A 14,722-nucleotide genomic window follows, 5' to 3' on the forward strand; every position below is an offset into this window, starting at 1 on the left:
CTCCCACAAGGAGCCGGGTGTTGGTTTGTAGATTTGTGTTGTGGTTGACCCAAGGCTTCTGTGATGAAATGCGACCCCACCCTCTATCGCGCGACGCCGCCATCACTTGCCGTGAAACCCCGCCTGATCCGCCATCTGTTCCTGCCGCCGTTGATCATCGCGCTGATGATCGGCCTGGGTTACCTTGGTTTCTGGATCAGCGAGCACTACGGCATTCGCAGCCTCGCCGAGAATGGCGAGCGCCAGTTGGAGCTGCACGCCCGCGCGGTGGAAAGCGAGATCAGCAAGTACACCTACCTGCCCAGCCTGCTGGAGCTTGAATCCAGCGTCTCGCAACTGCTCGACGATCCGACACCGGAACATCGCAAAACCGTCAACGAATACCTCGAAGGCCTGAACCGCCGCAGCCGCAGCCGGGCCATCTACATAATGGACACCACCGGCCGGGTCATGGCCACCAGCAACTGGCGCGACGTCGACAGCTACCTGGGCGAAGACTTGTCCTTCCGCGCCTACTTCCAGAATGCCGTACGCGGCCAACCGGGACGCTTCTACGGCATCGGCAGTACCAACGGCGAGCCGGGCTATTACCTGGCCCATGGTCTCGAACAACAGGGCAAGATCATCGGCGTGGCTGTGGTCAAGGTAAGGCTCGAAGCCATGGAGGAGCGTTGGCAGCGGGCGCGCCTGGAGGCTTTCGTCAGTGACGAGAATGGCATCATCATCCTCTCCAGCGACCCGGCACGACGACTCAAGTCCGTGCGTCCGTTGAGTGATGACACCAAGGAACGCCTGGCCCGCAGCCTGCAGTATTATTGGTTCCCGCTGAACGAACTGATCCCCCTGGCCCGGGAGCGGTTGAGCGAAGGCATGGAAAAACTGACCTTCCCGGCCAACACCGAAGTGGCCGCCGAAAAACAGGCCATCAGTTACCTCTCGCAGACCCGGCCCCTGAACGACACGCCGTGGAACTTCACCCTGCTGACCCCTCTGGAAGACCTGCGACGCCAGTCGATCAACCAAGGCATTCTGGTGGCCGTGGCCTTCGCCCTGGTGGCGTTCCTGCTGATCGCCTGGAACGAACGGCGCAAGGTCATCGCCACCCGCCTCGCCGCACGCGAAGCCTTGCAGGAAGCCAACAGCCAGCTCGAGCGTCGGATTACCGAACGCACCACCGACCTGCGGGCCAGCAACGATCGGCTCAAGAGCCAGATCCGCGAACGCCGGCAGGCCGAAGAAACGTTGCGCCGGGCCCAGGACGAACTGGTACAGGCCGGCAAACTGGCAGCCATCGGGCAGATGTCCACCAGCATCGCCCACGAGCTAAACCAGCCGCTGGCCGCGCTGCGCACCTTGTCCGGCAACACCGTGCGCTTCCTGGAACGCGGCCAGCTGGATACCGCCAGCGCCAACCTCAAGACCATCAACGAACTGATCGATCGCATGGGTCGGATCACCGCCAGCCTGCGTTCCTTCGCCCGGCGCGGGGACGACAAGGGCCGGGCCAGCCTCGGCAAGGCCGTCGAGGCCGCCCTGCAACTGCTGGCCGGTCGCCTTGAAAGCCAGGGTATCCAGGTGCATGCCGGCTTCGATGACATCCAGGTGCAGATCGACCAGACACGCCTGGAGCAGATCCTGGTGAACCTGATCGGTAATGCCCTGGACGCCATGCAGAATCGACCCGAGCCACGGCTGTGGCTCGAAGGCCAGGCCCAGGATGGAAAATATCGCCTGCGGGTTCGGGACAATGGCCACGGCATCGACCCGGAAACGCGCAAGCATCTGTTCGAGCCTTTCTTCACCACCAAGCCCGGCGAACAAGGCCTGGGCCTGGGCCTGACGCTCTCGGCGAGCCTGGCCGCCGCCGCTGGCGGGCACCTGGATGTCGAGCACCCGGATGGCGGTGGCAGCACCTTTGTCCTCAGTTTACCGTTGGTAAGCCCTTTATCTGCCGAGCCGCTATGAACAACGACCTGAGCGTACTGATCGTCGAAGACGATCCCCATGTCCTGCTGGGCTGCCAGCAGGCCCTGGCCCTGGAAGACATTCCCTGCGTCGGCGTGGGCAGCGCCGAAGAAGCCCTGGAGCGGGTCGGCGATGACTTTGCCGGCATCGTCATCAGCGACATCCGTCTGCCGGGCATCGATGGACTGGAGCTGCTGACCCGCCTCAAGGCACGGGACCGCAGTCTGCCGGTGGTGCTGATCACCGGTCACGGCGACATCTCCATGGCGGTGGACGCGATGCAGAAAGGCGCCTACGACTTCATGGAGAAACCCTTCTCCCCCGAGCGCCTGGTGGACGTCGCCCGCCGCGCCCTGGAAAAACGCAGTCTGGCCCGAGAGGTGACTTCGCTGCGCCGGCAACTGGCCCAACGCGACTCCCTGGAGGGCAGGATCATCGGTCGCTCGCCGGCCATGCAGCATTTGCGGGAGTTGATCGCCAATGTCGCTGACACATCGGCCAACGTGCTGATCGAAGGCGAAACCGGTACCGGCAAGGAACTGGTCGCCCGTTGCCTGCATGATTTCAGCCGACGTCATGACAAACAGTTCGTCGCGCTTAACTGCGGCGGCTTGCCAGAGAACCTGTTCGAAAGCGAGATTTTCGGCCATGAGGCCAATGCCTTCACTGGTGCCGGCAAGCGGCGGATCGGCAAGATCGAGCATGCCGACGGCGGCACGCTGTTTCTCGATGAAGTGGAAAGCATGCCCCTGTCCTTGCAGATCAAGTTGTTGCGCGTGCTGCAGGAACGCACCCTCGAACGGCTGGGCTCGAACCAGAGCGTGGCCGTGGATTGCCGGGTAATCGCCGCCACCAAGTCCGACCTGGATGAACTGGGTCGGACCGGACAGTTTCGCAGCGACCTGTATTACCGTCTCAACGTGGTGACCCTGGAACTGCCACCACTGCGCGAACGGCGGGAAGACATCCTGCAGCTGTTCGAGCATTTTCTTCAGCAATCGTCCCTGCGCTTCGACCGTACGGCGCCGGAGCTGGACAACCAGACCCTGTCCAATCTGATGAGCCACGACTGGCCAGGCAACGTGCGGGAGCTGCGCAACGTCGCCGAACGCTTCGCCCTCGGCCTGCCGGCCTTCAAGAAATCCGGGGCCAGCGGCGGCAGCCAGGGCCTGGCCTTCGCCGAAGCGGTGGAAGCCTTCGAGCGCAACCTGCTGGTCGACGCCCTGCAACGCAGCGGTGGCAACCTGACCCAGGCCAGCCTGGAGCTGGGGATGGCCAAGACCACGCTGTTCGACAAAGTCAAAAAATACGGCCTGAGCCATTAATCGGGGACGATGAAACTGTGGACCTGATTTTCAAGGCGGCACTTGGCGCGGCCGTGGTGGTGATCCTGGCGATGCTCGCCAAGACTCGAAACTACTACATCGCCGGTCTGGTGCCGTTGTTTCCCACCTTCGCCCTGATCGCCCATTACATCGTCGGCAAGGGCCGCTCGGTAGATGACCTGAAGACCACCATCGTATTTGGCATGTGGTCGATCATTCCCTACTTCGTTTATCTGGCGACGTTGTACATCATGGTCGACCGCATGCGCCTCGAGGCTTCGCTGGCCGTGGCGGCCGTGGCCTGGCTGATGGCGGCAACGGTGCTGGTCAGTGTCTGGGTGAGGGTGCACGGCTGAATGTTGACGGCACCCTGTGGGAGCGAGCTTGCTCGCGATCGCGCCGGATCAGTAGCCGACGGTGAACCGCGTGCCTGAGAACTGCGGTGCTTCCACTTCATCGATCATCGCAATGGCGTAGTCGGCAAAGCTGATCCAGCTGCGCCCGGCGGCGTCAAACATCAGATGATCCTTGCCTAGCCGAAACTGGCCGGTGCGTGCGGTTTCCACGAACTCCGCCGAGGGCGAGAGGAAGGTCCAGTCCAGGTCCTGCTCCTTGCGCAGCACGTCCAGGAACAAAGCACCGGCAGTGGCTTCGGCAAGGTATTCCTCTGGAAAACCATCGCTGTCGATCACCCGGCTATTGTCCGGCAACAGCAGCGAGCCTGCGCCGCCCACCACCAGTAACCGCTTGACCCCGGCGGCCTTCAGCGGAGCGACAATCTTGTCGGCCGATACGGTGGCAAAGTGGGCAGCGCTGATCACGACATCGTGACCGTCGACTGCGGCAGTCAACGCCTCGCTGTCCAGTACGTCCAGTTGCTTGCAGGTCACCCCGGTCCTTTCCCCGATTTTCGCGGTATTACGGGCGATGGCCGTCACACTGTGACCGCGACGCAGGGCCTCTTCCAACAGTTGGCTGCCGGCACGACCGGTAGCACCGATGATTGCGATTTTGCTCATGGTGTTCTCCTGTGATTAACGATGTTTGAAAATGCTGTTGTGAATACAAAGCCTGTGGGAGCAAAGCTTGCTCGCGATACAGACGCCGCGATTTTCAGAAAGACCGTATCAAATTCATCGCGGGCAAGCCTTGCTCCCACAGACCTTGCTCCTGCATAACAAGAACAAGTCCCTCACCACTTCATCTCCCCCTTCGCCACCTTGGCACTGAGCGCCAGGGAGCTGTCTTCACCCAGGTTGGGATAACGTTGTTTCATGGCCGCGATCAGCGCAGCGGAATCCTTGGCGCGAGCGGTCTCTTCGTCGAACGCCTTGATGTACCCGGCGGTGAAGGTGACCGCGGCCAGGGAGCGGGCACTCTCGCCCAGGTAATGCCCCGGGATCACGGTGCTCGGTTGCAACCTCTCAATACCGGCCAGGGTCGCCAGCCAATCCTTATGGGATTGCGGCGTCTGGGTGTCGGCCATCCAGACGTGAATGTTCTCGGCCACCACCACACCGCCGACCACCGCCTTGATCGAAGGAATCCACAGGAAACTGCGGTCCGGTTGTGGACCGTCGAGGCCGACGATCTGCAAGCGCTGGCCTTCCAGCATCAGGCTGTCGCCCTTGAGCACTTGGGGCACGACAGCCTTGGCCGGCGCGTCGGCCTTCAGGATCGGCCCCCAGTATTTAAGCTTGCCGTCGACGGTCTGCTTGATGTGCTCGACGGTCGGTGCAGACGCCAGCACCTTGGCTTCAGGGAACGCAGCGGTCAGGGTTTCCAGGCCGAAATAGTAGTCCGGGTCGCCATGGCTGATATAAATCGCGGTCAATTGTTTGCCGCTGGCGCGGATTTTCTGCACCACCTGTTCAGCCTGGGACTTGCCGAACTGGGCATCCACCAGAATCGCCTCCTTTGCGCCGCTGACCAGCACCGAGGTCACCGGGAAAACCGCCGCCTCGCCAGGATTGTAGACGTCCAACGTAAGGTCGGCGGCCCAGGTGTGGACGGTGAAGACCAGGCCGGCGGTTGCCAGCAACAGGCGCTTGAATGGGGTGATTGCGGTCATGCTGTGCTCCGTTGTCCATGGGCCCGAGGGCAATGGAACGGAGCTTAGTCATCCGGTTCGTTCCAAAAAATGCGATGCTACGACATAGTTTGTTTCTGAAAGCGGGCAAATCATGGATCGTCTACAAGCAATGCGGGTGTTTGTCGCCGTGGTGGACCTGGGCAGCCAGTCGGCAGCGGCCGAGTATCTGGACCTGTCGCGGCCGGTGGTTTCGCGGTATCTGGCGGAGCTGGAGGATTGGGTCGGTGCCCGGCTGATGCATCGCACCACCCGCAAACTGAGCCTGACGGCCGCAGGCATAGAGACACTGCCGCGCTGCCGACAGATGCTTGAGCTGTCCAGCGACATGCAGGCGGCTGTCAGCGCGCCAGACGACGCCCCGCGGGGCATATTGCGCATCAGCGCCAGCACCTCGTTCGGCCAGGCCCAACTGGCAGCGGCGATCGCCGAGTATGTCAGCCGGTATCCGGGGGTGAGCGTCGACCTGCAAATGCTGGATCGCACCGTGAACCTGGTGGACGAGCGTATCGACCTGGCGATCCGCATGAGCAACGACCTGGACCCCAGCCTGATCGCCCGGCGCCTCACCGTCTGCCGCTCGGTGATCTGTGCCTCGCCCGGTTACCTGCGCGAATACCCGGCTCCGCAACGGGTCGAGGATCTGAGCCTGCACAATTGCCTGACCCACTCCTACGTGGGCAAGAGCCTCTGGCATTTCGAGCAGGACGGCGAGCAGGTCTCGGTGCCGGTGCAGGGTAATATCAGCGGCAACGACGCCAGCACCTTGCTACGGGCGACCATGGCCGGTGCCGGCGTGGCGATGCTGCCCAGCTACCAGGCCGGCGCCCATATCAAGAGCGGCGAACTGACCCGCCTGCTGGCCCACGCCGAACCCCGGCAGATGAACATGTACGCGGTGTACGCATCACGTCGGCACATGCCTTCAGCGCTGCGCAGCCTGGTGGATTTCCTGGTGGAGAGGTTTCCCGAGACGCCGGAGTGGGATGTGGGGTTGTAAAAAATACTTCCTCACCACTGTCCCTGTGGGAGCGAGCCTGCTCGCGATGGCGGAGTATCAGTCAACATTTGCGCAACTGACACATCGCCATCGCGAGCAGGCTCGCTCCTCACTGGGGCAATACGCCTCTCAAGTCGTGCACCTGGATTCCACCAACAGCCCGCCCCAAGGCATACTTGCCACCCTCCGCATTCCAGAATCCGAAACCGCCCCATGCGTATCCACGTCAGTTTCATCGACCGCGTCGGCATCACCCAGGAAGTCCTGGCGCTGCTGGGTGGGCGCAATCTCAATCTGGATGCGGTGGAGATGGTGCCGCCCAACGTCTACATCGACGCCCCGACCCTCAGCCCGCAGGTGCTGGACGAGCTGCGTGAGGCGCTGTTCAGCGTGCGGGGAGTGCAAGCGGTCACCGTGGTGGACATCCTGCCGGGCCAGCGTCGGCACCTGCAGCTCGATGCCCTCCTGGCGGCCATGACCGATCCAGTGCTGGCCCTCGACAGCGCCGGCAACGTGTTGCTCGCCAACCCTGCGCTGATCGCCCTGTACGGTCGGGAACCGGCCGGCGAAAGCGTGGCCGAGCTGTTCGGGGACGAGGCGCTGCTGGGCACCTTGCTGGAGAACGGCTTTCGCTTGCCGCTGCGGGAAATCACCCTCAATGGCCAGACCTGGCTGCTGGACGCCACGCCCATCACCGACGCCGGTGCGCTGCTCACGCTGTATCAGCCGAACCGCATTGGCGAACGTTTATCGGCGCTGCACCACGACCATGCCGAAGGTTTTGATGCGCTGCTCGGCGACTCCCCGGCGATCCGCACCCTCAAGGCTCGGGCGCAACGGGTTGCGGCGCTGGATGCACCACTGCTGATCCAGGGCGAAACCGGCACCGGCAAGGAGCTGGTGGCGCGGGCCTGCCATGCCATCAGCGCGCGCTATGGCGCACCGTTCCTGGCTCTGAACTGCGCCGCGCTACCGGAGAACCTGGCCGAAAGCGAACTGTTCGGCTACGCCCCCGGCGCCTTTACCGGCGCACAACGGGGGGGTAAACCAGGACTGATGGAACTGGCGAACCAGGGCACGGTGTTCCTGGACGAAATCGGTGAGATGTCGCCGTATCTGCAAGCCAAGCTGCTGCGTTTCCTCAATGACGGCAGCTTCCGCCGGGTCGGCGGCGACCGGGAAATCAAGGTCAACGTGCGGATCCTCAGCGCGACCCATCGCAACCTGGAGAAAATGGTCAACGAAGGTTCGTTCCGCGAAGACTTGTTCTATCGCCTGAACGTGCTCAACGTCGAGGTCCCGCCATTGCGTGAGCGCGGCCAGGACATCCTGCTGCTGGCCCGGCATTTCATGCAGCAGGCCTGCGCGCAGATTCAGCGCCCGGTCTGTCGCCTGGCCCCCGGCACCTATCCGGCGCTGCTGGGCAACCGCTGGCCCGGCAACGTGCGACAACTGCAAAACGTGATCTTCCGCGCCGCCGCCATCTGCGAGAGCAGCCTGGTGGACATCGGCGACCTCGACATCGCCGGCACCTCTGTCGCGCGACAAGGCGATGTGGACGTCGAAAGCCTGGAGCAAGCCGTGGAAGCCTTCGAGAAACACCTGCTCGAAAGCCTCTACGTCAACTACCCGTCCACACGCCAACTCGCCAGCCGCCTGCAAACGTCCCATACGGCGATCGCCCACCGGTTGCGCAAGTACGGGATTCCCAACAAGCCATAGGGGCTCTGGAAGGACCTCTGTGGGAGCGAGCCTGCTCGCGATAGCGGCGTGCCAGCTACAGAAATATTGGCTGATACTCCGCCATCGCGAGCAGGCTCGCTCCCACAGGGCCTGCCTCGACCAATAATCAGCTCAAAAGCGACCTCTATCTGTACTGAAAGCGCTACAGTGGAACGATATCGCTACAGGTAGCGGTAAACTGCGTCGGATAAGGCTTTGATCCCACAATCATTTTTTCCAAGCACGGAGCTGTAGCGATTTCGCTACAGAGGCAGTCGCCCAAGTCGTGCCGAATCCCCTCAAATCATTGATCCATAAGCACTTATTGATATTGGCCGCATTCTTGCTATGGGTATTAACCATATGGCCGGGCACCGTCCCGCGCCTTTCTACGTAACCAGACGATCTGGCCCCAGGAGTTCCCATGAGCGAGTTGCGTTTCACTGAAGATCACGAATGGCTGCGCGCCGAAGCCGATGGCAGCGTCACGGTCGGCATCACCGCCTTTGCGCAGAACGCTTTAGGCGATGTGGTCTATGTTCAGTTACCGGAACTGCAAACCTATGCCAAGGGTGACGAAGCCTCTACCGTGGAATCGGTGAAGGCCGCCAGCGGTGTCTACATGCCGCTGGACGGTGAAGTGCTGGAGGTCAACCCGGCCTTGGAAAGCAATCCTGAACTGGTCAACGAAGATCCGCTGGGCGAAGGCTGGTTTTTCCGTTTCAAGCCAGCCAATGCCGCTGAAGTTGGCCAACTGCTGGATCAGGACGCCTATGACCGTCTGATCAAAGCCAACGCCGAAGCCTGAGGAGCGCCACATGACCGTTAATCTGGGCACCGCCAACGAATTCATCGCCCGTCATATCGGCCCGCGGGCCAGCGACGAGCAAGCCATGCTCGAACGCCTGGGCTACGACTCCCTGGAAGCCCTGAGCGCCAGCGTCATCCCTGAAAGCATCAAGGGGACCAGCGTGCTGGAGATGGGCGACGGCCAGAGCGAAGCAGACGCCCTGGCCTCGATCAAGGCCATTGCCGCCAAGAACCAACTGTTCAAGACCTACATCGGCCAGGGTTACTACAACTGCCACACGCCGGCACCGATCCTGCGCAACCTGTTGGAAAATCCGGCCTGGTACACCGCCTACACCCCATACCAGCCGGAAATCTCCCAAGGCCGTCTCGAAGCACTGCTGAATTTCCAGACCCTGATCAGCGACCTTACCGGCCTGCCGATCGCCAACGCCTCGTTGCTGGACGAAGCCACCGCCGCCGCCGAGGCCATGACCTTCTGCAAGCGCCTGAGCAAGAACAAGGGCAGCAATGCCTTCTTCGCCTCGCGCCACTGCCACCCACAGACCCTCGACGTGCTGCGCACCCGTGCAGAGCCCCTGGGCATCGACGTGGTGGTCGGCGACGAACGCGAGCTGACCGATGCCAGCCCGTTCTTCGGCGTGCTGCTGCAATACCCGGCCAGCAACGGCGACCTGTTCGACTACCGCGAACTGACCGAGCGCTTCCACGGGGCCAACGCCCTGGTGGCGGTCGCGGCTGATCTGCTGGCCCTGACCCTGCTGACCCCGCCGGGCGAATTCGGCGCCGATGTCGCCATCGGCAGTGCCCAACGCTTCGGCGTACCGCTGGGTTTCGGCGGCCCGCACGCAGCGTATTTCTCCACTAAGGATGCCTTCAAGCGCGACATGCCAGGCCGCCTGGTCGGGGTGTCCGTGGACCGTTTCGGCAAGCCGGCCCTGCGCCTGGCGATGCAGACCCGCGAGCAACACATCCGCCGCGAGAAAGCCACGAGCAACATCTGCACCGCCCAGGTACTGCTGGCGAACATCGCCAGCATGTACGCCGTGTACCACGGTCCCAGGGGCCTGGTGCAAATCGCCAACCGCATCCATCACTTGACCGCGATTCTCGCCAAGGGCCTGGGCGCGTTGGGCGTGAGCGTCGAACAGGACAGTTTCTTCGACACCCTGACCCTGCACACCGGCGCGCAAACCGCAGCCCTGCACGACCAGGCCCGCGCCCAGCGCATCAACCTGCGCGTGGTGGACACTGAACGCCTGGGCCTGTCCCTGGACGAAACCACCTGCCAGGCCGATATCGAAACCCTGTGGGCGCTTCTGGCCAGCGACAAGCCCCTGCCGGACTTCGCCGCCCTGGCCGCCAGCGTGCAGAGCCGCATCCCCGCTGAGCTGGTGCGCCAGTCGCCGGTGCTCAGCCACCCGGTGTTCAACCGCTACCACTCCGAAACCGAGCTGATGCGCTACCTGCGCAAGCTCGCCGACAAGGACCTGGCCCTGGATCGCACCATGATCCCGCTGGGTTCCTGCACCATGAAACTCAACGCCGCCAGCGAAATGATCCCGGTGACCTGGGCCGAATTCGGCGCCCTGCACCCATTCGCCCCGGCCGAGCAGAGCGCCGGTTACCAGCAGTTGACCGATGAACTGGAAGCCATGCTTTGCGCCGCCACCGGCTACGACGCGGTGTCGCTGCAACCCAACGCTGGTTCCCAGGGTGAGTACGCCGGCCTGCTGGCGATCCGCGCCTATCACCAGAGCCGTGGCGAAGACCGTCGCGACATCTGCCTGATCCCTTCGTCGGCCCATGGCACCAACCCGGCCACCGCCAACATGGCCGGCATGCGCGTGGTGGTCACCGCATGCGATGTCCGTGGCAACGTCGACATCGAAGACCTGCGGGCCAAGGCCATCGAGCACCGCGAACACCTCGCCGCGCTGATGATCACCTACCCGTCGACCCACGGCGTGTTCGAGGAAGGCATCCGCGAAATCTGCGGCATCGTCCATGACAACGGCGGCCAGGTGTACATCGACGGCGCCAACATGAACGCCATGGTCGGCCTCTGTGCGCCGGGCAAATTCGGCGGTGACGTGTCGCACCTGAACCTGCACAAGACGTTCTGTATCCCCCACGGCGGTGGCGGCCCGGGCGTCGGCCCGATTGGCGTCAAGTCGCACCTGGCACCTTTCCTGCCGGGCCACGCCAACATGACGCGCAAGGAAGGCGCAGTGTGTGCGGCGCCATTCGGCAGCGCCAGCATCCTGCCGATCACCTGGATGTACATCCGCATGATGGGTGGCGCAGGCCTCAAGCGCGCCTCGCAATTGGCGATCCTGAATGCCAACTACATCGCCCGTCGCCTGGAAGAGCACTACCCGGTGCTCTACACCGGCAGCAACGGCCTGGTGGCCCACGAGTGCATCCTCGACCTGCGCCCACTCAAGGACAGCAGCGGCATCAGCGTCGACGACGTGGCCAAGCGCCTGATCGACTTCGGCTTCCACGCCCCGACCATGTCGTTCCCGGTAGCCGGCACGTTGATGATCGAGCCGACCGAAAGCGAATCCAGGGAAGAACTGGATCGCTTCTGCGACGCCATGATCTGCATCCGCGAAGAAATCCGCGCGGTGGAAAACGGCAGCCTGGACAAGGACGACAACCCGCTGAAAAACGCCCCGCACACCGCGGCGGAAATCGTCGGTGAGTGGACCCACCCTTACAGCCGCGAACAAGCGGTGTACCCGGTCGCGTCGTTGATCGAAAGCAAATACTGGCCACCAGTGGGCCGGGTCGACAACGTGTTCGGCGACCGCAACCTGGTCTGCGCCTGCCCGTCGATCGAAAGCTACGCTTGACTTGTAGGGGGGCGGGCTCGCCCGTCCCCCTCAACCGCCGCATCCCCCCTTGTGGGAGCGAGCCTGCTCGCGATGGCGGTGTGACAGCCAATGCAGATGTTGACTGACACTCCGTCATCGCGAGCAGGCTCGCTCCCACAGGGATCACTCTCAATCTTTCGATCTCCATAAAAAGAAACCGGAGAAACACCATGTCGTTAAGCGTGTTCGACCTGTTCAAGATCGGTATCGGCCCTTCCAGTTCCCACACGGTCGGCCCGATGCGTGCCGCTGCCCGTTTCGTCGAAGGGCTGCGTCGTGATGACCTGCTTGAGACCGTTGCCAGTGTCAGGGTCGAGCTGTACGGCTCTCTCGGCGCCACGGGCAAGGGCCATGGCAGTGACAAAGCCGTGCTGCTGGGCCTGGAGGGCGAACACCCGGACACCGTGGACACCGAAACGGTGAACGCCCGTCTGCAGGAGATTCGCAGCAACGGTCGCTTGAACCTGCTGGGCCAACACCCCATCGAATTCAATGAAAAACTGCACTTGGCGATGATTCGCAAACCGCTGCCCTTCCATCCCAATGGCATGATCTTCCGCGCCTTCGACGGTGCCGGCCTGCAAGTGCGCAGTCGCGAGTACTATTCGGTGGGTGGTGGCTTCGTCGTCGATGAAGACGCCGCCGGGGCCGACCGTATCGTCGAAGACGCCACGGTCCTGACCTTTCCATTCAAAAGCGCCAAGGATCTGCTGGGCCATTGCAGCACCTATGGTCTGTCCATCAGCCAGGTGATGCTGACCAATGAAAGCGCCTGGCGCCCCGAAGCTGAAACCCGCGCCGGCCTGCTGAAGATCTGGCAGGTGATGCAAGATTGCGTGGCGGCCGGGTGCCGCAACGAAGGGATCCTGCCGGGCGGGCTGAAGGTCAAGCGACGGGCAGCGGCACTGCACCGTCAATTGTGCAAAAACCCCGAAGCGGCGTTGCGCGACCCGCTGTCGGTGCTGGACTGGGTGAACCTGTATGCCCTGGCCGTCAACGAAGAGAACGCCTTTGGCGGGCGCGTCGTCACCGCGCCCACCAACGGCGCGGCGGGAATCATCCCGGCCGTGCTGCATTACTACATGCGCTTCATCCCCGGGGCCAGCGAGGACGGTGTGGTGCGGTTCCTGCTGACCGCCGCCGCCATTGGCATCCTGTACAAGGAAAATGCCTCCATCTCTGGTGCCGAGGTCGGTTGCCAGGGTGAAGTCGGCGTCGCCTGCTCCATGGCCGCCGGTGCCTTGTGCGAAGTCCTGGGCGGCACGGTGCAGCAAGTGGAAAACGCCGCCGAAATCGGCATGGAACACAACCTTGGCCTGACCTGCGACCCGATCGGCGGCCTGGTGCAGGTGCCCTGCATCGAACGCAACGCCATGGGCTCGGTGAAAGCCATCAACGCGGTGCGCATGGCCATGCGCGGCGACGGGCATCATTTCGTCTCCCTCGATAAAGTCATCCGCACCATGCGCCAGACCGGCGCCGACATGAAAAGCAAATACAAGGAGACCGCCCGCGGCGGTCTGGCGGTCAACATCATCGAATGCTGATACGCGTCTCTCTTCAATTTTCCAGGAGCTGATATGTCCACCGAACAACTGCTGAAGACCCCGCTGCATGCCCTGCACCTAGAACTCGGCGCCCGCATGGTGCCGTTCGCCGGCTACGACATGCCGGTGCAGTACCCATTGGGGGTCATGAAAGAGCATCAGCACACCCGCGACCAGGCCGGGCTGTTCGACGTGTCCCACATGGGTCAGATCCGCCTGACCGGTGCAAGTGCCGCCCAGGCCTTGGAAACCCTGGTGCCGGTGGACATCATCGACCTGCCGGTGGGCATGCAACGCTACGCCATGTTCACCAATGACAATGGCGGCATTCTCGACGACCTGATGGTGGCCAACCTGGGCAACGACGAGTTGTTCCTGGTGGTCAACGCAGCGTGCAAGGACCAGGATCTGGCCCATCTGCGCGCCCGCATCGGGGGCCAGTGCGACATCGAGCCGCTGTTCGAGGCCCGCGCCCTGCTCGCCCTGCAAGGGCCGGCCGCCGTCACCGTGCTGGCTCGCCTGGCACCGGACGTGGCGAAAATGACCTTCATGCAGTTCCAGCGTGTCACGCTGCTGGGTGTGGACTGCTTTGTCAGCCGTTCGGGCTACACCGGTGAAGACGGTTTCGAGATCTCCGTGCCCGCAGCCGACGCGGAAAAACTCGCCCGCGCCCTGCTGGCGGAACCGGAAGTGGCCGCCATCGGCCTCGGCGCCCGTGACTCCCTGCGCCTGGAAGCCGGTCTGTGCCTCTACGGCCACGACATGAACACCGACACCACTCCGATCGAAGCCAGCTTGCTGTGGGCCATTTCCAAGGTCCGCCGCGCCGACGGTGCCCGCGCAGGCGGCTTCCCGGGCGCCGAAACCGTGTTCGCCCAGCAACAGAATGGCGTGAGCCGTAAACGCGTCGGCCTGCTGCCTCAGGAGCGCACCCCGGTGCGCGAAGGTGCGGAAATCGTCAACGAGGCAGGCGAGATCATCGGTACGGTGTGCAGCGGCGGCTTCGGTCCGACCCTGGGCGGTCCTTTGGCGATGGGTTATCTGGACACCGCCTATATCGCCCTGGAAACCCCCGTCTGGGCCATTGTTCGTGGGAAAAAGGTGCCTTTGCTTGTAAGCAAAATGCCATTCGTTGCACAACGCTACTACCGCGGTTGATTGACTGTTTCTATAAGTAACGCGATTGCGTTATACGTGCACTAATGTGTAACGCAACCGCCATAAAAAGGTGCATTTACTTCCTATTGAATGGTGTTTATAGCGCTGCCAAACAATTGAACTAGCCTATCGATTAAGCCCAGGCCAGCGAAACGCGTAAATGGCGCAGAGCTGAGGAAAACCGGGCCCTTCAGAGGGGGTTGTTTTTTCATTCGTAGTTGGCGTAG

The 14,722-nt window shown here is 62.7% G+C and carries 11 protein-coding genes; 9 read left to right on the forward strand and 2 right to left on the reverse strand.

The window, feature by feature from the left end; translation table 11 throughout:
* Positions 1-63: 63 nt before the first annotated feature.
* From QZH45_RS23725 to QZH45_RS23735, 3 genes are read left to right on the forward strand one after another with little or no spacing between them, the layout of a single operon-like run.
* Positions 64-1,965: a sensor histidine kinase gene (locus tag QZH45_RS23725; RefSeq protein WP_024779490.1), complete on the forward strand. Its 1,902-nt coding sequence runs from the start codon at positions 64-66 to the stop codon at positions 1,963-1,965.
* A complete protein-coding gene (locus QZH45_RS23730) occupies positions 1,962-3,290 on the forward strand; it encodes a sigma-54-dependent transcriptional regulator (RefSeq protein ID WP_024779489.1) in 1,329 nt (442 codons plus the stop codon). The genes QZH45_RS23725 and QZH45_RS23730 overlap by 4 nt, the downstream gene beginning before the upstream one ends.
* A 26-nt stretch (positions 3,291-3,316) precedes the next feature.
* On the forward strand, positions 3,317-3,646 hold the full coding sequence (locus QZH45_RS23735) for a GlpM family protein (protein ID WP_170167956.1): 330 nt from the start codon (positions 3,317-3,319) through the stop codon (positions 3,644-3,646).
* Between the two features lie 48 nt (positions 3,647-3,694).
* Here QZH45_RS23735 and QZH45_RS23740 read toward each other — a convergent pair whose 3' ends face one another.
* Positions 3,695-4,309: an NAD(P)-dependent oxidoreductase gene (locus QZH45_RS23740; protein ID WP_024779487.1), complete on the reverse strand. Its 615-nt coding sequence runs from the start codon at positions 4,307-4,309 to the stop codon at positions 3,695-3,697.
* A 173-nt stretch (positions 4,310-4,482) separates the two neighbouring features.
* A complete protein-coding gene (locus tag QZH45_RS23745) occupies positions 4,483-5,361 on the reverse strand; it encodes an MBL fold metallo-hydrolase (RefSeq protein WP_024779486.1) in 879 nt (292 codons plus the stop codon).
* 112 nt (positions 5,362-5,473) lie between these two features.
* On the opposite strand from QZH45_RS23745, the gene QZH45_RS23750 reads away from it, so the two are divergent.
* The 6 genes from QZH45_RS23750 (at position 5,474) to gcvT (ending at position 14,495) form a co-directional block, all read left to right on the forward strand.
* A complete protein-coding gene (locus tag QZH45_RS23750) occupies positions 5,474-6,379 on the forward strand; it encodes a LysR family transcriptional regulator (protein WP_033034675.1) in 906 nt (301 codons plus the stop codon).
* Positions 6,380-6,592: 213 nt separating this feature from the next.
* Entirely contained in the window at positions 6,593-8,101 is a 1,509-nt protein-coding gene (locus QZH45_RS23755) for a sigma-54-dependent transcriptional regulator (RefSeq protein ID WP_055136153.1), read from the forward strand.
* A 424-nt stretch (positions 8,102-8,525) separates the two neighbouring features.
* Positions 8,526-8,909 (forward strand): glycine cleavage system protein GcvH, encoded by a 384-nt coding sequence (gcvH, locus tag QZH45_RS23760; protein WP_024779483.1) that lies wholly within the window; start codon positions 8,526-8,528, stop codon positions 8,907-8,909.
* Positions 8,910-8,919: 10 nt separating this feature from the next.
* Positions 8,920-11,769, forward strand: a complete 2,850-nt coding sequence (gene gcvP / locus QZH45_RS23765) for an aminomethyl-transferring glycine dehydrogenase (protein WP_069018314.1) — start codon at positions 8,920-8,922, stop codon at positions 11,767-11,769.
* Positions 11,770-11,960: 191 nt separating this feature from the next.
* Positions 11,961-13,337 carry an L-serine ammonia-lyase gene (locus QZH45_RS23770; protein ID WP_024779481.1) on the forward strand — a complete coding sequence of 459 codons (1,377 nt, stop codon included), beginning with the start codon at positions 11,961-11,963 and terminating at the stop codon, positions 13,335-13,337.
* A gap of 33 nt (positions 13,338-13,370) precedes the next feature.
* A complete protein-coding gene (gcvT, locus tag QZH45_RS23775) occupies positions 13,371-14,495 on the forward strand; it encodes a glycine cleavage system aminomethyltransferase GcvT (RefSeq protein WP_024779480.1) in 1,125 nt (374 codons plus the stop codon).
* The last annotated feature ends 227 nt before the right edge of the window (positions 14,496-14,722 follow it).

The organism is Pseudomonas corrugata (assembly GCF_050920615.1).
GTDB lineage: Bacteria > Pseudomonadota > Gammaproteobacteria > Pseudomonadales > Pseudomonadaceae > Aquipseudomonas > Aquipseudomonas corrugata.

Bases quoted from the DNA above. Each gene is read 5' to 3' on its own strand.
- QZH45_RS23725 (WP_024779490.1), top strand. From the start codon at position 64: ATGAAATGCGACCCCACCCTCTATCGCGCGACGCCGCCATCACTTGCC.
- QZH45_RS23730 (WP_024779489.1), top strand. From the start codon at position 1,962: ATGAACAACGACCTGAGCGTACTGATCGTCGAAGACGATCCCCATGTC.
- QZH45_RS23740 (WP_024779487.1), bottom strand. From the start codon at position 4,309: ATGAGCAAAATCGCAATCATCGGTGCTACCGGTCGTGCCGGCAGCCAA.
- QZH45_RS23745 (WP_024779486.1), bottom strand. From the start codon at position 5,361: ATGACCGCAATCACCCCATTCAAGCGCCTGTTGCTGGCAACCGCCGGC.
- QZH45_RS23750 (WP_033034675.1), top strand. From the start codon at position 5,474: ATGGATCGTCTACAAGCAATGCGGGTGTTTGTCGCCGTGGTGGACCTG.
- QZH45_RS23755 (WP_055136153.1), top strand. From the start codon at position 6,593: ATGCGTATCCACGTCAGTTTCATCGACCGCGTCGGCATCACCCAGGAA.
- gcvH (WP_024779483.1), top strand. From the start codon at position 8,526: ATGAGCGAGTTGCGTTTCACTGAAGATCACGAATGGCTGCGCGCCGAA.
- gcvP (WP_069018314.1), top strand. From the start codon at position 8,920: ATGACCGTTAATCTGGGCACCGCCAACGAATTCATCGCCCGTCATATC.
- QZH45_RS23770 (WP_024779481.1), top strand. From the start codon at position 11,961: ATGTCGTTAAGCGTGTTCGACCTGTTCAAGATCGGTATCGGCCCTTCC.
- gcvT (WP_024779480.1), top strand. From the start codon at position 13,371: ATGTCCACCGAACAACTGCTGAAGACCCCGCTGCATGCCCTGCACCTA.